Source organism: Haloarcula terrestris (genome assembly GCF_031624315.1).
Taxonomy (GTDB): domain Archaea; phylum Halobacteriota; class Halobacteria; order Halobacteriales; family Haloarculaceae; genus Haloarcula; species Haloarcula terrestris.
This window is the reverse complement of record NZ_JAMQOM010000004.1, coordinates 361,488-383,317: the sequence shown is the minus strand read 5'-3', so window position 1 is coordinate 383,317 and position 21,830 is coordinate 361,488. Positions and strand designations below refer to the sequence as shown.

22 protein-coding genes are annotated in these 21,830 nt (G+C 64.6%); 11 read left to right on the top strand and 11 right to left on the bottom strand.

What is annotated here, in order from left to right; translation table 11 throughout:
- Positions 1-37: 37 nt before the first annotated feature.
- The 3 genes from NDI54_RS12155 (at position 38) to NDI54_RS12145 (ending at position 2,838) form a co-directional block, all read left to right on the top strand.
- Positions 38-682, top strand: a complete 645-nt coding sequence (locus NDI54_RS12155) for a DUF1405 domain-containing protein (protein WP_310896707.1) — start codon at positions 38-40, stop codon at positions 680-682.
- 96 nt (positions 683-778) lie between these two features.
- On the top strand, positions 779-2,110 hold the full coding sequence (locus NDI54_RS12150) for a hypothetical protein (RefSeq protein ID WP_310896706.1): 1,332 nt from the start codon (positions 779-781) through the stop codon (positions 2,108-2,110).
- A gap of 80 nt (positions 2,111-2,190) precedes the next feature.
- Entirely contained in the window at positions 2,191-2,838 is a 648-nt protein-coding gene (locus NDI54_RS12145) for an ArsR/SmtB family transcription factor (RefSeq protein WP_310896705.1), read from the top strand.
- A gap of 38 nt (positions 2,839-2,876) precedes the next feature.
- Here NDI54_RS12145 and NDI54_RS12140 read toward each other — a convergent pair whose 3' ends face one another.
- The 3 genes from NDI54_RS12140 to NDI54_RS12130 all read right to left on the bottom strand — a co-directional run bounded on the left by NDI54_RS12140 (position 2,877) and on the right by NDI54_RS12130 (position 5,984).
- Positions 2,877-4,442, bottom strand: a complete 1,566-nt coding sequence (locus tag NDI54_RS12140; protein ID WP_310896704.1) for a Na+/H+ antiporter NhaC family protein — start codon at positions 4,440-4,442, stop codon at positions 2,877-2,879.
- A 357-nt stretch (positions 4,443-4,799) separates the two neighbouring features.
- Positions 4,800-5,309 (bottom strand): hypothetical protein, encoded by a 510-nt coding sequence (locus NDI54_RS12135; protein ID WP_310896703.1) that lies wholly within the window; start codon positions 5,307-5,309, stop codon positions 4,800-4,802.
- Positions 5,310-5,384: 75 nt separating this feature from the next.
- On the bottom strand, positions 5,385-5,984 hold the full coding sequence (locus NDI54_RS12130; RefSeq protein WP_310896702.1) for a DUF5789 family protein: 600 nt from the start codon (positions 5,982-5,984) through the stop codon (positions 5,385-5,387).
- A 183-nt stretch (positions 5,985-6,167) separates the two neighbouring features.
- On the opposite strand from NDI54_RS12130, the gene gatD reads away from it, so the two are divergent.
- The 3 genes from gatD (at position 6,168) to NDI54_RS12115 (ending at position 10,111) form a co-directional block, all read left to right on the top strand.
- Positions 6,168-7,415 carry a Glu-tRNA(Gln) amidotransferase subunit GatD gene (gatD, locus tag NDI54_RS12125; RefSeq protein WP_310896701.1) on the top strand — a complete coding sequence of 416 codons (1,248 nt, stop codon included), beginning with the start codon at positions 6,168-6,170 and terminating at the stop codon, positions 7,413-7,415.
- Positions 7,416-7,510: 95 nt separating this feature from the next.
- Positions 7,511-8,422, top strand: a complete 912-nt coding sequence (locus NDI54_RS12120; protein WP_310896700.1) for a GNAT family N-acetyltransferase — start codon at positions 7,511-7,513, stop codon at positions 8,420-8,422.
- A gap of 33 nt (positions 8,423-8,455) precedes the next feature.
- Positions 8,456-10,111: a histidine kinase N-terminal 7TM domain-containing protein gene (locus tag NDI54_RS12115; protein WP_310896699.1), complete on the top strand. Its 1,656-nt coding sequence runs from the start codon at positions 8,456-8,458 to the stop codon at positions 10,109-10,111.
- An 18-nt stretch (positions 10,112-10,129) separates the two neighbouring features.
- Here the strand turns inward: NDI54_RS12115 and NDI54_RS12110 are convergent, their stop codons facing one another.
- The 3 genes from NDI54_RS12110 to NDI54_RS12100 form a co-directional block, all read right to left on the bottom strand.
- Positions 10,130-10,408: a ubiquitin-like small modifier protein 1 gene (locus NDI54_RS12110; RefSeq protein WP_310896698.1), complete on the bottom strand. Its 279-nt coding sequence runs from the start codon at positions 10,406-10,408 to the stop codon at positions 10,130-10,132.
- A gap of 125 nt (positions 10,409-10,533) precedes the next feature.
- Positions 10,534-12,267 carry a potassium transporter TrkA gene (locus tag NDI54_RS12105; RefSeq protein WP_310896697.1) on the bottom strand — a complete coding sequence of 578 codons (1,734 nt, stop codon included), beginning with the start codon at positions 12,265-12,267 and terminating at the stop codon, positions 10,534-10,536.
- Positions 12,264-13,544: a potassium channel family protein gene (locus NDI54_RS12100; RefSeq protein ID WP_310896696.1), complete on the bottom strand. Its 1,281-nt coding sequence runs from the start codon at positions 13,542-13,544 to the stop codon at positions 12,264-12,266. The genes NDI54_RS12105 and NDI54_RS12100 overlap by 4 nt, the downstream gene beginning before the upstream one ends.
- A gap of 29 nt (positions 13,545-13,573) precedes the next feature.
- On the opposite strand from NDI54_RS12100, the gene NDI54_RS12095 reads away from it, so the two are divergent.
- The gene (locus NDI54_RS12095) at positions 13,574-14,743 is read left to right on the top strand and encodes an NAD-binding protein (RefSeq protein ID WP_310896695.1); all 1,170 of its coding nucleotides are present in this window, start codon (positions 13,574-13,576) and stop codon (positions 14,741-14,743) included.
- Here NDI54_RS12095 and NDI54_RS12090 read toward each other — a convergent pair.
- A complete protein-coding gene (locus NDI54_RS12090) occupies positions 14,740-16,254 on the bottom strand; it encodes an HPP family protein (RefSeq protein WP_310896694.1) in 1,515 nt (504 codons plus the stop codon). The two genes, NDI54_RS12095 and NDI54_RS12090, sit on opposite strands and share 4 nt — an antisense overlap.
- A gap of 79 nt (positions 16,255-16,333) precedes the next feature.
- Positions 16,334-17,059 (bottom strand): nucleoside phosphorylase, encoded by a 726-nt coding sequence (locus NDI54_RS12085; protein WP_310896693.1) that lies wholly within the window; start codon positions 17,057-17,059, stop codon positions 16,334-16,336.
- Between the two features lie 85 nt (positions 17,060-17,144).
- Between NDI54_RS12085 and NDI54_RS12080 the strand changes: the two genes are divergently transcribed.
- A complete protein-coding gene (locus NDI54_RS12080; RefSeq protein ID WP_310896692.1) occupies positions 17,145-17,366 on the top strand; it encodes a hypothetical protein in 222 nt (73 codons plus the stop codon).
- Here NDI54_RS12080 and NDI54_RS12075 read toward each other — a convergent pair whose 3' ends face one another.
- Positions 17,367-17,843 (bottom strand): hypothetical protein, encoded by a 477-nt coding sequence (locus NDI54_RS12075; RefSeq protein WP_310896691.1) that lies wholly within the window; start codon positions 17,841-17,843, stop codon positions 17,367-17,369.
- 104 nt (positions 17,844-17,947) lie between these two features.
- Between NDI54_RS12075 and NDI54_RS12070 the strand changes: the two genes are divergently transcribed.
- Positions 17,948-18,361 (top strand): hypothetical protein, encoded by a 414-nt coding sequence (locus tag NDI54_RS12070; protein WP_310896690.1) that lies wholly within the window; start codon positions 17,948-17,950, stop codon positions 18,359-18,361.
- A gap of 2 nt (positions 18,362-18,363) precedes the next feature.
- On the opposite strand, the gene NDI54_RS12065 is transcribed toward NDI54_RS12070, so the two are convergent.
- Positions 18,364-19,200, bottom strand: a complete 837-nt coding sequence (locus tag NDI54_RS12065) for a DUF63 family protein (RefSeq protein WP_310896689.1) — start codon at positions 19,198-19,200, stop codon at positions 18,364-18,366.
- 111 nt (positions 19,201-19,311) lie between these two features.
- On the opposite strand from NDI54_RS12065, the gene deoC reads away from it, so the two are divergent.
- Positions 19,312-20,067, top strand: coding sequence for a deoxyribose-phosphate aldolase (gene deoC / locus NDI54_RS12060; RefSeq protein WP_310896688.1), 756 nt, complete (start codon positions 19,312-19,314; stop codon positions 20,065-20,067).
- Positions 20,068-20,117: 50 nt separating this feature from the next.
- Positions 20,118-21,401 carry a tRNA (N(6)-L-threonylcarbamoyladenosine(37)-C(2))-methylthiotransferase gene (locus NDI54_RS12055; RefSeq protein WP_310896687.1) on the top strand — a complete coding sequence of 428 codons (1,284 nt, stop codon included), beginning with the start codon at positions 20,118-20,120 and terminating at the stop codon, positions 21,399-21,401.
- A gap of 42 nt (positions 21,402-21,443) precedes the next feature.
- Here the strand turns inward: NDI54_RS12055 and NDI54_RS12050 are convergent, their stop codons facing one another.
- On the bottom strand, positions 21,444-21,830 hold the full coding sequence (locus NDI54_RS12050) for a DoxX family protein (RefSeq protein ID WP_310896686.1): 387 nt from the start codon (positions 21,828-21,830) through the stop codon (positions 21,444-21,446).

The window sequence follows — 21,830 nt, the reverse complement described above, 5'->3', positions numbered from 1 at the left end:
CGACAGGGCTTTGCCGCGAGCGGTCCCGAGTCGATTCATGAGCGAGCAGCGGGGGCCGTTGCCACGTCGCTACGCGCGGTACTACCTTGAGCAGACGCCGAGCCTGGTGTGGCTGCTGGTCGTCAACGCCGTCGCAATGCTCGTCGGCATCCGGTACTACGTCGAGACGATGCCCGAGGTGTCGACGTTCCTCTGGCCGCTATACGCCGACTCGCCGGCGGCGCTGTTCCTGATGACGCTGTCGGTGGCGACCCTGTTGCCGTTTCTTGGGCAGTCACTCGACGAGGTACCGCTGACGGTGCCGCTCGCGTACCTCCACACCATCGCGCTGGTCTGGCTGGTCAAGATGGGGCTGTGGACTGTTGTCGCGTTAAACATCGGCTTCGACGCCTACTTCCCGGCCCCGTGGGCGTATTTCGGCATCATTGTCACCCACCTCGGCTTCGTCGCTGAGGGGCTGTTAGTCCCTCACTACGCCCGGACGACGAAGGGGGCGCTCGTGACGGCACTGGTGTTGGCGCTTGGCAACGACGTGCTCGACTACGGCTTTGGCTACCATCCGCCGCTGCGATACGACCCCGGCCTCGTATTGCCGGTTGCTACCGTCGCGCTCTCGGTGCTGTCGGTGGGAATCGCCTGGTACCTGCTCCCAACGGAGAAGCCGGCTCAAAAGACAGCTTAAACGCTATTGGACGGTCTGTATTTGTTTCAGGAGTCCGTGAACGACACGAACGAAGGCGTTTCTTTTTGATGTGGGAGGGCAGAGGTAGTGATACGAATGAGCCAACGCCAGGCCACGCTCCTCGCGTTGCTGGTCCTCGTCGGGACTGTCGTTGTCGGCCTCCCGGCCGTGACAGCGCAGGAGACCACAACGGAGACGGTGGCCACGCAGAACGACTCTGCCAGCGGGATGGGAGCGCAACTCACCGCGTTCCTCCAGTCGAACTCGGCTGCCGCCAACGACACGGTCAAAAACGGGATGTGGAAGTCGGCATACAACCAATCGAACGAGACCGAACGAACCCAGTTAGTGACGAAACGGGCTGGTTCGCTGGAGCGGCAACTCGAACGGCTGCAGGAACGCAACGCAACGCTCGAACAAAAGTACGAGAACGGAACTATCTCGTCGGAACAGGCCTACGTGGCACAGCGAAGCCGGCTCACCGCGGAAATTTCGGGCCTGCAGACCGCGATTAACGACACCGATTCGGCTGCCGAACAGGCCGGCGTGAACGACACTGCACTGGAGCGGCTGAAACAGAACGCCAGCGAGTTCTCCGGCCAGCAGGTCGCGTCGATCGCCCGCAGTATCGCCGGGCCGCCCGGGAATGTCGGACCAGCCGGGAATGGGCAGGGACCGCCGGCGGATGCCGGCGTCAACCGGAGTGAACAGGGACCACCCGAGAACGTCGGAGTTAACGAAAGCGAGCGGGGGCCGCCCGGCGACGCAGGAGCCAACCGAAGCGGACGGGGACCGCCCGACAATGCGTCTACACAGGGTGCGAACGAGAGCGAGCAGGGGCCATCTGACGGCGCGCCCGGACAACAGGGAAACAACAGCGACCGGGGGCCGCCAGATGACGTGGGTGCTGACAGCGAAAACGAAACCGACACCGCTGCCGGGAGCAACGGAAATGGACGTGACGAGGGTTCGGAACAGGGTGCCGACAGCGATTCTGGGGTTGAAACCGGTGACAACAACGGAGACGGCGGTGTGAGCGGCGATAGTGACGATCAGCCCGGAGATAGCGCCGATTCTGACTCCGCCGATACCGACGACTCTGACGATGGTTCCGACGGGAGCGCTGGCGGAGACACCCAGGGAAATGACAACAACGGGAACGATAGCGGAGACACACAGGGAAATGACAACGACGGAAGCGATAGCGGAGACTCCCAGGTAAATGACGACAACGGGAGCGATAGCGGAGACGCCAGAGGAAATGAGAACAGCGGCCAAGACAGTGATAGCGGAAGCAGCCAAGGGAGCGGGAACAGCGGCCAAGACAGTGATAGCGGAACCAACCAGGGGAACGGGAACAGCGGCCAAGGTAGCGATAGCGGAAACAGTCAGGGGAGCGGGAACAACGGGCCACAGAACGGACGGTAGCCCACTTGCTAACACAGCGCACCACCAAACCGCCCGACGAGAGTCATGCTTTTGAACCGTGACCCGCTACTCACGTATCGATGGACTCCGCCGAGTTACTCAATCTCCTTGGGAACGCCAACCGCCGGCGGATTCTCAAACTACTCGCACACAAACCCTGCTACGTCACCGAAATCAGCGAATACATCGGCGTCAGTCCGAAAGCGGTCATCGACCACCTCCAGAAGCTCGAAGACGCCGGGCTCATCGAGTCCCGGACCGACGACCAGCGCCGGAAGTACTTCTCTATCGCCCGGAACCTTCGCCTAGAGGTCCGTGTCTCTCCCTACGAGTTCGGCACCAAGAGCGCCTATCCGGCCAACCCCGAGTTCGAGATGCCCTCCTGTCGCCACCTCTCGATAGACGTGGGGGCCGCGTCCGACGGGGACTTTCACGACCTGGCGCGGGAACTGGAGCATCTCCAGCAGCTAGAGAACGAACTGTCGCTGGCCCAGCGGTGGGTCCAGGCCCGCATAACCGACGTGCGGGACCGCATCGACTCCGGCTTCGAGAACGGCGACGGGAGACTGTACGCGGAACTGGTCAGCGGCCTCGCAAACGGCATCGACACCGTCCCGGCACTGGCCCGGGAAATCGAAGCCCCGCCGGAGATCGTCGAGGAAGCACTCAAGCGGCTCGACGACGACGACGTGATCGAGCAGACCGACGACGGGTGGGAAATACTCTGAGAAGGCGGTTTGGGACTGCAAACGGACGGAGAGCCGACTCAATCAGCTTTCGACTCGTATGAGCTCGGTACCTCGACCGACAACTGTTCGGAGAGCAGGTACGTCACCAACCCGACAGCGACCAGTCCGATTGGGAGCGCAATATACGCCGAGACACCGTAGCCGGCCATCAGGAACAGCCCGGTCGAGACGACACCGGCCAGCACCGCATATGGAATTTGGGTGTTTACGTGGTCGACGTGGTCGCTCGCGGCGAACATACTCGACATCACCGTGGTGTCGGAGATGGGTGAACAGTGGTCGCCAAACAGTGACCCGGTCAGAATCGCGGCGATAGCTGGTGCTAGCGGCGCGCCCAGCGCGTATCCGAGCGGTATCGCGACCGGGAACAGGATACCCATCGTTCCCCAGGACGTTCCGATACTGAAGCTGATGACGACGGCGCTGAGGAAGACGACGGCGGGCAGCATACCCGGCGTGATGATCCCCTCGCTGATAGCAACGACATAGGGACCGACCCCGAGTGCCTGGCTCACAGCGCCGATAGACCACGCGAGCGAGAGCACCGCAACGGGGAACATCACCATCTTGAATCCCTCGAAAATGGCGTCGCTCACCTTGTCTACTGCGATCCGTGCGTGACCGACCAGAATCGTCAGGATGACCAGACAGGCCGAGAATGAGGCCCACACGATTGAGTCCGCGGTAGCTGCGTTCGACAGCGCATCGGTGAGGCTCCCCCCGGCGAACCCACCGCCGGAGTAATACAGCGAGAATCCGGTCACCGCCACAAGTGCAGCGATTGGCGCGGCGAAGTACCACCACCGCGGCTCAACGTGGTCGGGCGTCACGATATCATCGTCCTGGGTTTCCATCAGCGGGTCCGCGTTGTCGCCGAGGACTTTGCCTTCGTTTCTGGCTCTGCGTTCGGCCTTCGCCATCGGACCGAAGTCCATGTCTGCGAGAACGACAATAAACACCATCGCAAGTGCGAGCAGGCTGTAGAAACGGTACGGAATCGATTCGAGAAACAGCAGGAACGCGCTCCGATCCACTCCGATTGAGGTCAGTTGCTCGGCGATGAGACCGACCTCGAACCCGAGCCACGTCGAGACGACCGACAGCGACGCTGTGGGTGAGGTGGTAGAATCGAGAATGTACGCCAGTTTTTCGCGACTGATATCGAACTTGTCAGTTATCGGGCGCATGACCGACCCGGTGATCATCGTTGAGGCGTACGAGTCGACGAAAATGGTCATTCCCAGCAGCGAGGTGCCAATTGCTGCCTGCCGACGGCTTCGAATGCGCTTGACTATCTGGGAGGCTAGCGCGTTCATTCCGCCCGACAGGAATATCATCCCCAGCATGGCCCCGATGAGGAATGTGAACAGTAGCAGTTTGACGTTGAACGGTTCGGTTACGTTGTCCACGATAAACTGGAGACTCCGAGCGGCTCCAGCGGCTGGGTTCCACCCGATAAGCACTGTCGCACCGATCCAGATGCCCGCAAACAGCGAAAGGAGTACTTGGCGAGTAACCAGGGTCAGTACAATGGCGAGCATTGCCGGAAGCAGACTGATAAGCCCGTACGTTTCTGGCGCCATACGTTGTATCTCTGATTTTACATACAAGAATTATAAGCGTTTTTATTCTAGTATATAAGGTTCAATACGCCCATAAAGAAAGTGTATATCCAAATAATGCCCGAATATATGTACATATGGGATCGAGATATAAATCACTTGAGTGGACAAGCACTATTGAGGTCGCCTGGCGGAAATTCGCTCGGAGAGATGCCGGCTATCCATATCTGTCACGAACAGAGCATCCCGACGCAGCATGTGGCCTCGTTTCATCAAGCTCGGTGGGACCCGATGCAACGAGCACCACGAGTACAGACCACAGTTCGTGATTCAAACGGGCGGGCTTACGAGATGCATCAGAACAGGGGACCAAACGAACTACAAGTCCTTCGTCAGCCCGCTACGGAGGTCCCGACCGAAGTAGTGTCCGACCAGCGCGAGCACGAGGCCGACACCACCGGCGATAGCGAACAGCCGGGTCCCGTTCAGCCCCGCGGCGAGTTGCGGCAGCAGAGAGAAAACAGCTGTGGCACCGCCGCTGATACCCCCAGCAAGCCCTATTTCCAGATAGCGTCGCTCGCTGGCGAGCAGTCCGTAGACAAATCCGCCCAGCAGGACGCCGAGCAGTTCGGTAAAGGGAACGAGCGGTATCAGCCCACCGAGTACCATCCCGCCGCCGACCGCACCGAAGGCAAACAGCAACGCCCGCAGCGAGAAGTAGCTGCCACGCTCTTTCGTGGAATCGTCAGTGACAGTAGACCCATCAGTAACCGATTCCCCGACAGCAGCGTCCGTCTGTGCCGACTCTGACTCACCGATGTCGATCCCGAGGTCACTGCCCGACTGGGCGTCCGCGTCGCGGGTCCGTTCCTCGGTGCGTTCGGCCATACCAAGTGTCGGACCGCGAGCGGTATGGTCCTTGTGGAGGCATACCGCCAGTCATGGCCGTGGCAGCGCTGGCGCTCAGATACCGAGCCAGTCGTCGTTGCGGACGGAGTAGCCGTTCGACCGGCAGAACTTCGCCGCCTGTCGGCGCACGTCACGGGAGCCCGGGAGTTTCTCTTTCTCGTGAATCCGTTCGACGACCCAGTCAGCGATGACGCTGATACCCTCGTCGTCGTCATCCGCGTCGATGGCCTGCAGTTCCCGGAACGTCTGCTCGTACCCGTCTCGCTGGGAGGTGCCGAAAGACGCGCTCTGGTAGGTGTCCGCGGCCTCCACGACACGTTTCATCGCCCCCGCGACCGTCGGCCGCTGGACCCGCGTCCGAACTTCGGCGGGCGATTCGAAGGATTCGACCTGCGCGTCCGGGAGCAGGTCCGCCACGGTGTAGGTCCCCTCAGTCGACTCAACCTCGCGGTCGCCCACCGCAGCGACTACGTCGGCGGCCGTCGCCGGGAATTCGAGTGTTTCGAGCTCTGTTTCGAAGTACGCAAGCTCCGAGGGGTTGACCGGTGGCTCGGGGTCATCAGCGCGTTCAAGCTCCTCGGCGATGGCGCGCTCCCGCTGACGGCGCTCGTCGTTCTGGGCCTGGTTTTCGCGCCCGTTCTTGTTGTCTGCCATACTTGTTAGGAGAGTGTCTAGTCGGATAACCTTGTGGTCTGGTAGCAGTTGTGATTTTTAGTCACGACGTTGATTATTCCAGAGCGGGCGGCAAGGGACACTGCAGTCGGGGATTCCGGCACGTGATCGAGACCGCTCGCCGAAACGAGTGGGTTCAAGTCCCACCGGCGGAAAGTGCCGCGCATGAACGCAGGCGACCGGGTCCGCGTCGAGCGCGCGGCCCAGACCTACGAGGGCGTGTTGCTCCCGTCGAGTACGCCCGATCATCTCGTCGTCAAGCTCGACGGCGGGTACAACGTCGGCATCGACCGCGAGGACGCATCCGTCGACGTGCTGGAATCGGACGTGTACGATGTCGAGAGCGCACAGGACGAACAGGGCCAGTCAGCGATAGAATTCGACGACGACCTGCCGACGGTGTCGCTCATTTCCACCGGCGGCACAATTGCCTCGACGGTCGACTACCGCACCGGCGCGGTAACGGCCCAGTTCGACGCCGAGGACGTGCTTCGGGCAGTTCCGGACCTGGCGGGGATGGCGAACTACCGCGGCCGCGTCGTCGCCAACATCCTCTCTGAGAACATGACCCCGGCCGTCTGGCAGGACCTCGCGCAGGCGGTCCACGAGGAGATCGAGGCCGGCGCGGACGGCATCGTCGTCATGCACGGCACCGACACGATGCAGTACTCCGCGTCGGCGCTGTCGTTCATGCTCGACACGCCGGTTCCTATCGTCTTCACCGGCAGCCAGCGATCGGCTGATCGGCCCTCTTCGGACAACGTAATGAACGCCGTCTCGGCGGTCGAAGCCGCCACGAGCGACTGCGCGGAGGTGCTGGTCTGTATGCACGCCGACGAGTCCGACGACCGGTGTGCGCTCCATCGCGGGACCCGCGTTCGTAAGAACCACACCTCGCGCCGGGACGCCTTCGAGACGGTCGGCGCGAAGCCACTCGGCGAGGTCGACTACGACATCGACAGCGAGAGTACGGTGACGTTCCATCGGGAGTACACCGAACGAGACAGCGTCGACCTCGCGTTACACGACGACATCGAGACGGACGTGGAACTGCTGAAGTTCTCGCCGGGGATGGACACCACGCTGCTCGAAGCCGCCGCCGACGGGAGCGAGGGCATCGTCATCGAAGGGACCGGGCTGGGGCACGTCAACACCGACTGGATCGGAACCATCGAGGACCTGGACATCCCAGTCGTGATGACCAGTCAGTGTCTCGAAGGGCGGGTCTGTGACCGCGTCTACGACACCGGCCGGGACCTGCTCGACGCCGGCGTCATCGAGGGTGAGGACATGCTCCCCGGCACGGCGAAGGTCAAACTCATGTGGGCGCTGGCAAACAGCGACGACGTGGCCGACACCATGCAGGAGCCGCTGGCCGGCGAGATTCAGCAACGCTCGACGCCCTGGCTGTAGCATCGAGCCTGGTACGGTAGTCTGTGCGGGAGCGAGGCAAGCTGCTTGACGCACCGAAGCGATTCTTTTTCACCGTCGCGGGCGAGGCTGCCCGCATGTCGCCGACTGTTCGGACGGCCCGCCACGACGACTACGAGGACGTTGTCGACCTGACCAGCGACGTTTGGCCCGACCGCGTGATGGCCGACTACATCCCGGACGTGTTCCGCGACTGGGTTGAGGCCGACGGCCCGGACCGGAAAACCCTCGTCGTCGACGTTGACGGCCACGCCGTCGGCCTCTGCCAGGCCGTCATGCTCACTGACACCGAAGCGTGGTTTCAGGGCATGCGCGTCGACCCCGACCACCGGGGGAGGGGGTTCGGATCGTTGCTGACCGAGCGGCTCATCGACTGGGCGGCCGACGCCGGGGCGTCCGTCGGTCGGAACATGGTGTTTTCCTGGAACGAAGCCGGGCTCGGGCAATCGCTGGCCGCCGGCTTCGAAGCCGCAACGTCGTTCCGCTGGGCACAGCCCGAGCCCCGAGCGGAAACGCCCGATGCAAGCGTCAAAAACGACCCCGCAACAGCGTCGCGCTACTGGCAGGAAAGCGAGGGTCGGGAGGCACTGGCCGGCCTCGCGCTCGACAGCGACGAGAGCTGGGCGCTTTCGACGCTGACGCGGGAGACGCTGGATCGGCTGGCGACCGACCAGACAGTCCTGACCGTCGGCGGTGACGAACCACGGGGAATGGCCTGTCGCGTCCGAACGACCGAGAGCGACGGCGACCTGCTTGCCGAGTACGCGGTCGGAGTGTGGGACGACGTTGCCGCCGCGCAAGCGTTGTTTTCGGCGATAGCCGCTGATGCGGCGACTCTCGGTGTTGATTCGACACGAGTTCTTATTCCCGAGACGCCCCGCCACGTGGCCCAGGCAGCGTACGCCGGCGGGAACATCGACGACTGCCCGGACTTCGTGTTCGAAATCGACGGCCTCGAAGAGTTATCAGAAGCGATAACACGGACATAACACTCATTGAACGAACAGCCAAACCATCCGTAGATGGATCTAGTTGGGAGTTCACCGGTATTTTTTACGTACGTCGCGGCGTTCGCTCTCGCGGCAGTCGGGTGCGGTGTCGGGCTCCACAGAGCGGCCCGTATCGAGGACCCGGACACGCGCCGCGGAATGGTCGCGCTACTCCTCTGTAGCGGCGGCTGGGCGGCGCTGGAACTCGGATTTTTGCTTACACCGGGGACACTGGGGTACGCCTTCTATCTCGGCAGCCTCATCGTCGGCCTCGCCACGGTCGGCGCGTGGCTGTACTTCTGCTCAGCGTACACGGGCCGGGCCTTCCACCGGAACCGATTGTACCGTGCGGTCGCGGCGGGCACGTATCTCGGCATCGTCATGGTAAAGCTCACCAATCCGTTTCACGGGCTCTACTTCGCCACGCAGTTCGTTTCTGACCCGTTCCCGCACCTGACAATCACACACGGCGTGTTTCACTGGGTGGTGACAGGGCTCTCCTACGCACTCGTCGCCGTCGGCTTCTTCATGCTGTTTGAACTGTTCCTCGAAGCCGACTACGACACCCGCCCGCTCGGCGTCCTCGTCGGCATCACAGCGCTCCCGGCGGCGCTCGATATCGCCGGTTACGTCAGCAACGCCCTGCTCGACATCAACCACGAGCCGCTGGGCGTCGCGCTGTTTGCGGTCGGCATCCTCTACGTGTTCGACGAGGCGTTCCTCGCCGTGCAGTTGACCGACGGCGTCGACGACGCCGTCGTGTATCTCGACGACGACGACCACATCAAGGAGTCCAACGGTGAGGCAAAGCAGCTGTTCCCGACGCTGTCCGGGAGCCGCGGGCAGCACCTCGACGCCGTCCTGCCGGCCATCACGGAAATCCTGGAAACGGACGACCAGATTCTCGAACGGACCCGAAACGGGGAGACGGAATACTTCTTCATCAGCGATACCTCGTTCTCGCTGGGACAGGTCGATATCGGCCGCATGCTCGTGTTCACCGATGTGACCGACAGCGAGCGGCAACGCCGGGAACTGGACCGCCAGAACGAGCAACTGGAGGGGTTCGCCACCGCGATCAGACACGAGCTGCTGAACACGCTCCAGATAATCACTGGTCGCGTCGATGTCGCCGGCGACGCTCTGAACCGCGGGGATGTGGGACTTGCAAAGGAGTCCCTCCAATCGACAGCCGAGACAGCCGACCGGATGTCAAAAATCGTCGATGGACTCGCGACGCTCGCTCGACACGGGCAGACGATCGACGAGACGACGCCGGTCGACCTGCAGCCGGTCGTCGACGGGGCCTGGAAACGCGCCGACACCAACGGCCTCACCGTGGCGGCCGACGTGGACGGGCAAGTCATCGCGGATCCGACCCGCCTGCGCGATCTCTTCGAGAGCGGCTTCACGTTCGCGGCACACAACGGCGCGTCGACAGTCACGGTCACGCGCAACGCCGACGAGATCGTCATCACTGATGACGGAACCCCCGCGGGCGAGACAGCGCCGGAGGCGTTTTTCGAGTACGGCGGCGCAATCCCGGACGCTGCGGCCGGGATGACGCTTCCGAACCTGCGCATGCTCGCCCGGACCCACGGCTGGGATGTATCGCTCGACGTGACGTACCAGGACGGCGTGCGCATCGTCATCTCGAACGTGACGGTTGCGGGGCCGGTAGAAAACTAATTCGGACTGGAATCCGGATCAACCGCCGCTGACCGGCGGGAACAGCGCGAGTTCCGTTCCCTCGTCGACTGGTGTCGCCAGTCCCTCGCCCGCGGCGAACGGGTCCTCGCCGTCGACGAGCACCCGGATGTGGTCGGCCAACTCCTCGTTCTCGTCGAGCACCTCCTCGGCGAGCGCCGGTCGCGCCGCAAGCAGCGCATCGAGCGCCGCCTCGACCGTGGCCTCGCCCTCGATATCGACGCTGACCGACTGGCCGTCGGCCGCATCCCGGAGGTGTGCGAACAGTTTCCACTCCATACCAGTACTCCGGGCGTCCGGCAAAAGAGGGTTCCGGACCGCGGCATGTCCGGCCCTTTCAGGCGGCAGGCGATCCGCCGCGCCACGTTAGCCGTTCCTCCGCTGGAAACAGCGACAACCGCGCCTCAGTTCGGTTTCTCCGAGCCGTCGCCGGCGGTCGATTCGTCGTTGCCATCGTCTTCGGCGTCTGTGGGATCACTGTCGCCGGCCCCGTCGTCAGCAGCTTCGTCGTCCTGATCGCTGATTCGCTCCGCCGGATCCCACACTTCGACGGTGTCGTCGTCGCCCGGTGGGTCCTCGAACGTCTCGTCCGCGGGTAACTCCTCACCAGTGTCATCCGGATCGGCGCTCCGAAGTGCCGCCAGCGGGTCGTCGTCCGGGGACTCGTCGCTGTCGGCGGCATCCGCTATCGTATCGGCCCCGGAGTCCGCCGCTTCGGTATGCCCCGGCGTTCTATCAGCAGCAGTGTCAGCCGGCTCATCGGCAGCATTGGTCTCTGCCGTCCCGTCGGTCTGGGCTGTGTCGACATCTTCAGCACTGTCACTAGTCTTCGCATCGGTCGAATCAGTCGCTGACGCCGCCGTCTCATTGGTCTGCTCGCCGCCATCAGCGGGGTCAGACGCACCTGACGGTTCGTCGTTGTCGTCCGTATCGCCGTCCGGCTGGTCCGACACAGCCGCCGTGGTCCCTTCCGTCGCCTGCTCCAGCCGCCGGAGCGCGTCGGGCGTCGCAATCGCATAGATGGTGTCGCCGGCAGCGAGGACGCGCCCGCGGGACGGAATCGTCTCCGGAGCGGTGTCCTCGCGGGTAATCGCGACCACGGCGACCGACAGACTGCCGACCGCCGCGCCGTCGAGCACGCTTCCCGGTTCGACGGTTGCGGTCCCCATCGTCTCGTCGGCCGCCCGGAGCAGCGAGGCGAACTCCCGATCCGAGCGGTCCTGCACCGGAAGCGTGACCAGCTTGTACTGCGTTTGCGGGTCGAGTTTCGGCGTGTCGGCGGCGTCGATAGCGACCGTCACCACGTCGCCGGCAACGCCTCGGAGTTCGCCGGTGAGCACGCGCTTTGCCGGCGCTTGTTCCCAGACCTGGACGAGGTCGCCGGCGCTTGCGGCGTGGGCCGGGTCGGCCTGGATGGCGACGGCGTTGGTCGAGGGCGGCAACGTCGGACCGATGCCGGCCGCCCGCGATCCGACCGCGAGGTAGTCGACGTTGCCGTCGTCGGCGAGTTCGAGGTCCACGTGGCCGACGCCGTAGTCGGTCTTGAGCCGGGCGACCAGCCGGTCCCGGAGTTCATCTTTCGTCAGCCGCCGCGGGAAGAGAAAGCGGCGGTCTGCGAGCGTCTCTTTGGTCTCCTCGGGCATCGGGTCGTAGCCGATGATGTCGTCGATATCCTCGGGCAGGCGGACCGAGGTGACTCGACCGACGGTCTGGACGATCTCGCTCACGTCGGCGTCGATGTTCCGGCCGCCGGTCGCCGCGAAGAGGTCGACGCCCAGTCGGTCACCGATCCGCATTCCGCCGTAGGCCCCGATGCCGCCGGCGAGGAACGCGGCGAGGTTCAGCAGGATCGCGCCGGCCGCCAGCACGTCCTCGTCGCCGAGGATGACCTCGCTGAGCGCGGTCGTTGCGCCGATAACGAGGACGACCGCGGTGAGGCCGAACAGGAGCGCCAGCCCGGTCTGAATCCGCTCGCGGACGTACCAGCGGTAGAAGAGGGCGATACCGCCCGCCGGCGTCGCGGCGAGGACCGCGATGGCGAGGAGCCACACCACGCCCTGGACCAATGCCTGTGATATCGACCCCAGTTGCAGGTTCGTCCCGAGCTGTGCGACCAGGATGGGGCCAAGCGGCGTCATGCGACCGCCTCCACGAAGGCGTCGAGGGCATCGCGGTGGCCAATCGCGTACAGTTCGTCGCCGGCCTCGACAACCGCATCGCCCCGCGGCGCGACCTGCCAGCCGTCCGGCGTCCGAACGGCGACGATGGCAACGTCGTAGGCCTCCCTGACGTGGGCGTCCCTGAGCGTCGTCCCGTCCAGCGGGCCGTCGGCGCGGACGGTGAGCCGGCGGAACCGGCTACCGGCCCGCCGGAGCAGTGAGACGAGTTCGTACTCCCGGTGTGTCCCGCGGGGTTCGACCACGACCTTCGGCGTCGCCGAGCGCAGCAGCGGTTGCACGTCGGTTCGGGTCACAGCGACGGTGAGCCGGCCCTCGCCGCCGTCGGTCGTCGGTGCCTGGACCGGCGTCGGTGGCGTCTCGGTGTCGGCGATATCCGGGTCCGCCGGCGTCTCGGCGGGCGTCTCATCGGCCGACGACGCCGACCGGGCGCTGACGACGGTCCCGCGGACCTGTGCGTCCTCGGTCAGCACCGTCACCTCGTCATTGCGGGCGAGGCCGGTCGGCAACAGGGCGTCCGCGGAGACGGCGTGGCGGTTGTTTCCCACACGCTTCGACAGCCCGGAAAACGGCGGGGCAGCGACGATCGTTGCTCGACCTTGCTCGTCGATGGAGACGGAGGCGTCGCCGAGATCGAACTCCGATTTCAAGCGCTCCTCCATCCGGCGTTCGAGTTCGCCGATGCGGAGGTCCGCCGGGAACCGCCACTCTTCGCTGCGAATCTCGGCCCGGAGCGGCTCCGACAGCGGCGGATACCCCTCCATATCGGCCACGTCGCCGAGAACGCGGATGCGGACCTCGTCGCGGCCGCCGACGAACTCGACCATGTCCGCGGAGAGTTTCTTCTCACGGAGCCCCTTCAGCGAGAGCCGCTTCGGGAAGGTCGCCCCGAGTTGGTCCCCCTTGCTGTGGGCGTACAGCGACACCATCCCGACGAGGATAATCGCGGTGATGATTCGCTCGGCGTTGGGGGCCTGCGTGATCGACTTATCGGCCAGTGACATGAGCCCGCCGCTGACGCCGGCAAGCGCGATTGCCAGCACGACGACACCGAATCCTGGCACGGTAATGCCGGTAAAGTACTTGAAACTGAACCCCAGCGCCCACGACACGAGCGCCGGAATCACTCCCACCAGTAGCCCCAGATAGATTCCCATCAACACCTCGATCGGGAGTGAAGCCATGTCCACATCCTGCGTGTCCGGTAGTAAATCGCTTCCGGCCCGCGGACAGTACATTTACACCGGACGCTGTAATCTGGATGGGTATGGACAGACCGCGGGATTGGCTGGGGGCACGCGCGACCATCGTGTTGCCGGTGCTCGTGGCAGTGCTGTCGTTCGCCACGGGCGTCATCAACATCAGCGCGGTGTCGATAAGCGGCCCGCTCGGCGAGTTCGTTCCCCGGAGCATCCAGCGAACCGCCGGGTTTACCGGCGCGCTCACGGGGTTTACGCTACTTGTCAGCGTCGTCGGCCTCCGCCGTCGCCTGCGGGTCGCGTGGTACGTGACCGTTATCCTGTTACCCGTCTCGGCGGTGCAGGGCCTGGTCCAGAGTTCTGCGGCGTCGCTCCCGCTCGTCGTGCTCTCGCTGATTTCGCTCCCGACGATGCTGTTGAACCGCCACCGGTTCACCAGACCGGTCGATCTCTCGACGGCACAGCTGGCAGCCGGGGCCGCCCTGATCGGCTCGCTCATGTACGGGACTGCCGGTTCGTACGCGCTACGGGATGAATTTACGAACCTCTCGACGGCGACCGACGCGTTCTACTACACGCTGGTCACCGCGAGTACGGTCGGCTACGGCGACGTAACGCCACAGAGCCAGCAGGCGAAACTGTTTGGCATGTCGGTGGTCGTCGTCGGGACGGCCAGTTTCGCTATTGCGCTGGGGTCGTTGCTGGGACCGGCAATCGAGAAACGGCTTTCGGAGGCACTCGGAAACATGACTGACGCACAACTGGAACTGCTCGAGAACCACGTACTGGTACTCGGCCACGGCGACCTGACCGAACCGATTATCGAAGAACTGACCGGCGCGATAGAGTTCGTCGTCATCACGTCGGACACGGAGACGGCCACGCGGCTCCAGCAGCAGGACATCGCCGTCCTGACCGCGGACCCGAGCGACGAGGAGCCGATGCAACGAGCCGGTATCGAGGACGCCGCGGCGGTCGTCACAGCGACGAACGACGACGCACAGGACGCCTTGGCGATACTGACCGCCAAGACGCTCAATCCCGAGGTCAACATCGTCGCCGCGGCGACCGACCGCGAGAACATCGAGAAGCTCCGGCGAGCGGGCGCGGACACCGTCATCAGCCCGGCAGTGTTGGGCGGGCATCTCATCGTCCAGTCCGCGCTCGGCCGTCAGGGGATGGAGAACATCGCGGACCACCTGCTCGACGTAAAAGACGAGGACGACGCGGATATTTAGGCCCGACCGCGGTCGACGATGGCGATGTCCGTCTCTACGTCCTCCAGCCGTTCGAACGTCGGCGGTGAAATGAACCGCGAGGCTTTGCTGCGGTCGCGGCTCGCCCCGATCATGACCAGATCGTACTGCGGGCCGGTGTCAGCGAGAAACGTCTGGATGTCTGTCCGGGGAACCCGCGTCTCGAAGGCGCCCTCGTAGGGTTCGATGAGGTCCGCGAGCATCTCTTCGACCCGGCGTCGGTCCCCGCCGGAGCCGATACAGGTCGCGACAGCGACCCGGCCGCTCCGGCCCGCCAGGCGCGTGGCGAAATCGACCATGTTGTGGGCCACGTCGCTGACAGACCGCACGGGGACGAGGACGTGCTTCCAGCGGGTCCGGTCGCTACGCGAACGGTGGACGACCACGTCGCTCTTGCTACGAAAGAGTCGCTGTAAATACGGTGTCAGCGCCCCGTTGCGGCTCTCGTAGGGCGCGACGATGAGGTCGCAGTTGGTCTCCTGCGCGGTTCGCAGCGTTGTCGCCGCCGGTGACCCGTCGTCGCTCGCCACGACGACCTGACAGGAGACACCAGTCCGTGTCTCGATCCGAGCAGCATGCGTCTCCAGCCAGTCGACCTGTGCTTCGAGGTTGTGCTGTCCGGATGGCTCGGTCGCGTCTGTCGGCTCGCCGCCGTCGACGGCGAGACGCGTCTGGGCCGGTGGCGTGTCCGACCCGTTCTCGGATCGGATATCCAGCTGTATCGTGTCCCGTGTGAGAGACTGTTCGGTCGCGGCAGCGTCGGTATCCGCGACCATATCCAGCAAGACGACCTTTCCGGCCTCGTGGGCGGCCGCGAGCCGCGCGCCCAGCATCGCCGTCTGTCCGGCCGACTCGCCGCGCATCGGTACCAGCACGTGGTCGTCGCCGGTCATCGACTCGTAGAGGTACGTCGCCCGCTGCTCGTAGAACTCCTCGCGCCAGATGACGAAGATGATCGCGACGATAGAGCTGGCGAGGAAGATACTGACGACGAACGTCGCCCGCTGGTTCGGTTCGACCAGCAGCGCCAGCAAGGCGGTTGAGTACGACGACGGCTCCTCGATGTCCAGGGGCCAGGTGACCACGCCGGTAGCAAAGACGGCGAGACCGGCACCGAGCGCGTTGACGGCGAACTGGCCGCCCGGGGCCGTGAGGTAGCTGTTCGAGACGGCGAGTGCGCCCAGTCCGCAGACCGCGCCGATAGTGAGACCCGCGACGAACCGCTTGGGGTCGGAGTACTTGCTCGTCGGGTCCACGAACAGCGTGTACGACCCCGCCGCAAGCGGCGGAAACAGCAGAAAGCTCAGCTGTGGCACGGCGTTTGCCAGCGTCGTCACCAGCACGATAGCCAGCGGGACGAACACCAGCATGGAGAGGTGGACGAGGTTCTCGGTCACCTCGGCCCACCGCCTGAAATCCTGTAGTTCGCGGCGCTCGACCCGTCGGAGCCGTCTGGCAGCCGCGCGGAGCCGCTTCCGGAACTGGTCGAGCATACAGGTTTGCACGGGAGAACGTCTGTTAAGCCCTCCGCCGGTCGGTGCCACAGACGACTCTGGACACGACGGGAGGGACCTACAGCGACGCGGCCGCCGTCAGACTGATTTCGATGGCACGCTCGACGTTGTTCTTGGCTTTCTCGGGGAGTTCGTCGGCCTCGGTTTCGCCCTTCTGTGTCCCCTCGACGAGGTTCCCGTCGACGGTACAGATAGCGCCCGAGCGCAGGCCCTTGCGGCGACACAGGGAGAACAGCGCGGCGGCTTCCATCTCGACGGCGAGCAGACCGGCGGCCTCCCAGTCGGTGATGTACTCGTCCGTCTCGGCGTAGAAGGCGTCGTCCGTGGCGATGGGGCCGACGTGAACGTCCTCGTCGTTGGCCTCGGCGGCGTCGACCAGCGACGTGAGCACGTCGTAGTCGGGCACGGCCGGCACCGTGTCCGACTCGTAGCGCCCGGTCGTCCCCTCGTCCTTGGCTGCGCCGTTGGCGACGACCATATCACCGATCTCGATGCCGTGCTGGAGCGCCCCGGTCGTCCCGACGCGGATGAGCGTCTCGACGCCGACTGCTTCCAGTTCCTCGACGGCGATGGCCGTCGACGGTGAACCGATACCGGTCGAGCAAATGGTCAGATCGCGGCCCTTGTAGGTGGCGTTGACGAGCTTGTACTCGCGGTTCTGTGCGACGACCTCGTGGTCGTCACAGAGGCCGGCGATGCGGTCGACGCGGCCGGGGTCGCCCGGCACGAGCGCGATGTCTGTCAGGTCACCCGGTTCGACGAGGAGGTGCGGCTGTTTCGCCATACAGGCCCGTCGAACGGGACCGTTTAGTAGCCAGTGGATTCTCGCCGGCCGTAACAGTGAGGGAGGACCCGGACAGAGAGCGGGTATGGCAGACGACCTCTCGCTGTTCGACAGGCGGATGCGGGGGCCGGCGGGAATCGCCGTCGCTGCCGGAGTCGTCCTCGGAGTGCTGACCGGCTACACCGTCGGCGCGGGGACACCGGACGGACCATCGTGGGCGCTCGTCGCCCCCTTCGCACTGCTTGCCACCGTGTTCCTGTATCTCGGGGCCTATCGAAACCTCTCGAAGCGAGTCCGGAACCAGTAGTCAGATTTGTGTGACGAGCACCGGCACGAACAGGGCGAGCGCCGTGCCGTAGATGAACGCCGTCAGCGCCCACTGCTCGACAATTTCGTCACCCCGGTCACGGAGGCTCCCACCGAAGCGGGGCATCGCAATGCGGGCGAAAAAGTAGTAAATGAACGCGGTGACGCCCGCGGCACCGACGACGTGAGGGAGCAGTGGAACGCCGTTGAGCGAGACCGCAGTCGGCAGTACGAACGCGAGGACAGCGACGACCACGCCGTACAGTAGGGCCGCGATGACGGCGGTGACGTGATGGACGAGGACGGCGAGCGGACGACTCACTGCGGTCGGGTTGGTGCGGGTGAGGCCGCCCGCGGCGACGTACGCCGGCAGATACCCCTCGTCCTGCGTCACCATCGGAATGTTCAGCAGCAGGCCCACGAACGCACCGGTGACGGCACAGACGAACGCCCACTGCGAGAGGGGGAAATCGAGCACGTCTCCTCTCTTGCTCGCAGTGCCAATGAGCGTTGTGTCATCCGAATCGTCACGGCCAGAACATATATTTATTCCCGAGAAGATATGACATATCAAGCAATAATATGGCAGACATTCACTATCAGAAGGCAACGCAGGTGGTGGGGCGGTGGGACGACGTGTTCAGCGCGATCACAGCCGAGCCGCGCCGGCAACTCATCGTCGCGTTGCTGGACGCACCGCCAGACGAGACAGTACCGCTGCCGGAGAGTGCCGCCAACCCCAACATCCCACTAGATCCGGACGACCTCCGCCGAGACCTGTATCACCGTCACCTCCCAAAGTTGGCGGACCTCGGGTTCATCACGTGGGACACCGAGCCGCTGGTCGCTGGACGGGGGCCGCGCTTCGAGGAGGTCGCGGTCGTGTTCGAGTGCCTACAATCAGATGCGGCTGCCCTGCCCGACTCGCTCGTGTTCGGCTGTGAGCGGCTCGAACAGGAGCGACAGCGGCATATCAAGGATGCATCGACGGGGTAGTCTCAGACCGGGCTGAACAGGAACAGGACGATGTTGTTCGTGGCCGGACCGATGCCGACGGCGGTCACAAGCGCGAGTAGCAGACTGGCCTCGACAGGGTCCTCTTCGAGGTAGTCGTCCAGCAGGAAGACGACCCCAACCGCCACAAGCAATTTAACGAACACGAACAGCCAGCCCTGTCCGAGATACGGGGCCGTCGGGAGCGTGCCGGCGAACTCCATGATTCGGGCCGGAATCGGCGTTCGCTCCGTAATGCCGATGACATCGACGCCGACCGCCGTCGAGACGCCGTCGAGCATGTGCGCGAAGACGACCGTGGGGGCCGCGTAGCGCATCCGAACGATGATCGGCGTCCGCCACAGTGCGACAGCGAGCACCGTCACCGCGGTGACGACTGCCGCCACGACGACGGCGATAGTCGGCCAGATGAGACCCAGTAGCTCCGAGCGCAGTGCCATCACGACGCCGATGACGAGCAACACCGTCAGGAGACCGATCCCGATGTACCCCAGATTTCGCGATATCGTCTCGCTGTGACCCCGGCGGACGCTGAACAGCGTCAGCGTGATCCAGACCACGCCCAGCGTGACGAAGGTCGTGAGATACACCGCCGGCGCGCCAAATAGCGGCGCGACCACCGGTCTGTAGGCCTCTATCGGCGGCTGATGAAAGGCGTGCAGCGCGCCGCCGAGTGCCATCCACGGCGTCAGCGCCACGACGGTCCGCTGGTCGATCGGTGGTTCGAGGGCGTACAACAGCGCTGTCACCACGAGCGTGCCCGCAAGCAACGCGATAATGTACTCAAGCGGCGGGAGCGCTAACCCCGAAGGCAGTACCATGTCCCCCACGCCGACCCCGACGAGGGAAAACCTTCCGAACGCAACCGACACGGGTGGTACTGCCTCCGTCGCCCGCCGTCTTTACGTACACACCACGCCTCACCCCGCTGTATGGACGACGTGCCAGACCGGATCGAGCATACGGTCCTCGGACCGACAACGACGCCGGACGACGTGAGGGGCTGTCTCGACGAGGCGTTGCAGTACGGGATGCGGGCGTGTATTCCGCCTTGGGCACTCCCGCTGGCGACGGAGTACGCGAACGTCCCGCTGACGGCCGTCATCGACTTCCCACACGGGCAGGGCCAGACCGACAGCGTCTGTCAGGCGGCCAAACTGGCCTGGGATACCGGGGCCGACGAACTGGACATGGTGTGTAACGTCGGCCTCCTCAAGGCCGGGGAAGACGACGCCGTCCGGGACCACATCACGGAAGTCGTCGCCAGCGTCCCGGTGCCCGTGAAAGTCATCGTGGAAGCGCCGCTGCTTTCCGACGACGAACTCGAACGGGTCGGGCAACTCACTGCCGACGCCGACGCCGCGTACCTCAAGACCGCGACGGGATTCAGCGAAGGTGGCGCGACGGTCCACGACGTGGAGATTCTCAGCAAGTACCTCCCGGTGAAAGCCAGCGGCGGCGTCGGGTCGTGGGAAAAAGCGAAGGCGATGTTCGAAGCCGGCGCGGAGCGCATCGGGGCCTCCAGCGGCGACACCATCGTTCGAGAATGGCAGGCCGCGACAGAGGGCGAAACCCCGACCGGGACGGAAACAGACCGGGACAGCGTGGACACGACCGACGCGGATATGGACGGCGCGGACACGGACGACACGGATACGCACGACTCGAACGCGGATGACGGCTACTGACCGGTCCAATCCGTCGCCCTTTTGCCGTCCTGGCGATAGTGTTCGGATGAATGGCCCGGTATCACATCGAGACGTACGGGTGCACCTCGAACAGAGGTGAGACCCAGCAGATCGAGCAGGCGCTCCGGGAGGGCGGGCACCACTCCGCCGACGGGCCGGAGTCGGCCGACGTGGCGATCCTCAACACCTGCACGGTGCTTGAGAAAACCGAGCGCAACATGCTCGCACGGGCCAAAGAACTCGATGCGGAAACGCCGGCCGACCTCGTCGTCACGGGCTGTATGGCACTCGCACAGGGCGAGGAGTTCCAGGACGCCGACATCGACGCCGAGGTGCTCCACTGGGACGACGTGCCCCAGTACGTCCTCAACGGCGAGTGCCCGACGATCACACCGGACACCGAAACGGTACTCAACGGCGTCGTCGGCATCCTCCCCATAGCCCGTGGCTGCATGTCCGACTGCTCGTACTGCATCACCAAGCAAGCGACCGGGAAAATCGAATCGCCCTCCGTCGAGGTGAACGTCGAGAAGGCCCGCGCACTCGTCCACGCCGGCGCGAAGGAAATACGCATCACCGGCCAGGACACCGGCGTCTACGGCTGGGACACGAACCAGGGAACGAGCCGCCTGCCGGAGCTACTCGACCGCATCTGCTCCGACATCGACGGCGATTTCCGGATCCGGGTGGGCATGGCGAACCCGAAGGGCTTGCATGGCGTCCGCGAGGAACTGGCGCGGGTGTTCGCCGAACACGACGAACTGTACAACTTCATCCACGCGCCGGTCCAGTCCGGCAGCGACGACGTGCTAGCCGATATGCGCCGCCAGCACGCCGTCTCGGAGTACCTGGAGGTCGTCGAAACGCTGGACGAGCACCTGGACTACTGGACGCTGTCGACGGACTTCATCGTCGGCTTCCCGACCGAGGAGCCGGCCGATCACGAGCAGTCGATGGCGCTGCTGCGCGAGACCCGTCCCGAGAAGATCAACGTCACGCGGTTTTCCAAGCGGCCCGGCACCGACGCCGCTGACATGAAGGGCCTGGGCGGCCAGACAAAGAAGGACCGCTCGAAGGAGATGAGCGAGGCGAAGATGGAACTGATGGCTGAAGCCTACGAGGAGATGATCGGGCGCACCTCGTCAGTCCTGCTCGTCGAGGACGGGACCGACGAGTCGCTGGTGGGCTACGACGAGGCCTACCGGCAGGTCGTCATCGCCGACGCAGAGGATCGTGGCCTCGAAATCGGTGACACGGTCGACGTGGAGATCACGAGCCACAACACCGTGTACGCCTTCGGCGAGCCAATCGAGCGGGCGCAGGTCGCGGACTAACCGGGTCAGTGACGCAACTTTTCCGTCGGCCCCGACCGGGCGTTAGTCACCGCTGTAGGCCTCACGGAGAAACGTCAGCGCTGCGCCGATCATGGCGAGGTTCCCGAAGAACGCGAGGCGCTCGCCGCTGCGGTCGTCCGGGTCGGCGTTCCAGAAGTCATGCATCGTCGGAGTGACGACGGCAAGGAACGTGGCGACGGCACCGGTCGAGATGCGGGGGAGTCGCCAGAATGCCGTCCCCAGCCCGCCGACCAGCATCATCCCCGAAGCCAGCGGGGCCAGCAGGTCCGGTGCGGGGACGCCCGCCGACTCGGCGTACTCGATGGTGTCGTCCATGTCACGGAAGTCTTCAGCGGCCTGCAGGGCGACACCGAGACCGAACAGCAGTCGTCCGAGCGCTACCCAGCTACGTGATGAGTCGTCACCCAT

Coding starts and splice junctions, on each gene's coding strand:
- NDI54_RS12100 (WP_310896696.1), bottom strand. CDS start 13,544: ATGTACTGTCCGCGGGCCGGAAGCGATTTACTACCGGACACGCAGGAT.
- NDI54_RS12115 (WP_310896699.1), top strand. CDS start 8,456: ATGGATCTAGTTGGGAGTTCACCGGTATTTTTTACGTACGTCGCGGCG.
- deoC (WP_310896688.1), top strand. CDS start 19,312: ATGGACGACGTGCCAGACCGGATCGAGCATACGGTCCTCGGACCGACA.
- NDI54_RS12070 (WP_310896690.1), top strand. CDS start 17,948: ATGGCAGACATTCACTATCAGAAGGCAACGCAGGTGGTGGGGCGGTGG.
- gatD (WP_310896701.1), top strand. CDS start 6,168: ATGAACGCAGGCGACCGGGTCCGCGTCGAGCGCGCGGCCCAGACCTAC.
- NDI54_RS12105 (WP_310896697.1), bottom strand. CDS start 12,267: ATGACGCCGCTTGGCCCCATCCTGGTCGCACAGCTCGGGACGAACCTG.
- NDI54_RS12085 (WP_310896693.1), bottom strand. CDS start 17,059: ATGGCGAAACAGCCGCACCTCCTCGTCGAACCGGGTGACCTGACAGAC.
- NDI54_RS12050 (WP_310896686.1), bottom strand. CDS start 21,830: ATGGGTGACGACTCATCACGTAGCTGGGTAGCGCTCGGACGACTGCTG.
- NDI54_RS12135 (WP_310896703.1), bottom strand. CDS start 5,309: ATGGCCGAACGCACCGAGGAACGGACCCGCGACGCGGACGCCCAGTCG.
- NDI54_RS12145 (WP_310896705.1), top strand. CDS start 2,191: ATGGACTCCGCCGAGTTACTCAATCTCCTTGGGAACGCCAACCGCCGG.
- NDI54_RS12155 (WP_310896707.1), top strand. CDS start 38: ATGAGCGAGCAGCGGGGGCCGTTGCCACGTCGCTACGCGCGGTACTAC.
- NDI54_RS12055 (WP_310896687.1), top strand. CDS start 20,118: ATGGCCCGGTATCACATCGAGACGTACGGGTGCACCTCGAACAGAGGT.
- NDI54_RS12080 (WP_310896692.1), top strand. CDS start 17,145: ATGGCAGACGACCTCTCGCTGTTCGACAGGCGGATGCGGGGGCCGGCG.
- NDI54_RS12130 (WP_310896702.1), bottom strand. CDS start 5,984: ATGGCAGACAACAAGAACGGGCGCGAAAACCAGGCCCAGAACGACGAG.
- NDI54_RS12095 (WP_310896695.1), top strand. CDS start 13,574: ATGGACAGACCGCGGGATTGGCTGGGGGCACGCGCGACCATCGTGTTG.
- NDI54_RS12120 (WP_310896700.1), top strand. CDS start 7,511: ATGTCGCCGACTGTTCGGACGGCCCGCCACGACGACTACGAGGACGTT.
- NDI54_RS12065 (WP_310896689.1), bottom strand. CDS start 19,200: ATGGTACTGCCTTCGGGGTTAGCGCTCCCGCCGCTTGAGTACATTATC.
- NDI54_RS12140 (WP_310896704.1), bottom strand. CDS start 4,442: ATGGCGCCAGAAACGTACGGGCTTATCAGTCTGCTTCCGGCAATGCTC.
- NDI54_RS12110 (WP_310896698.1), bottom strand. CDS start 10,408: ATGGAGTGGAAACTGTTCGCACACCTCCGGGATGCGGCCGACGGCCAG.
- NDI54_RS12150 (WP_310896706.1), top strand. CDS start 779: ATGAGCCAACGCCAGGCCACGCTCCTCGCGTTGCTGGTCCTCGTCGGG.
- NDI54_RS12090 (WP_310896694.1), bottom strand. CDS start 16,254: ATGCTCGACCAGTTCCGGAAGCGGCTCCGCGCGGCTGCCAGACGGCTC.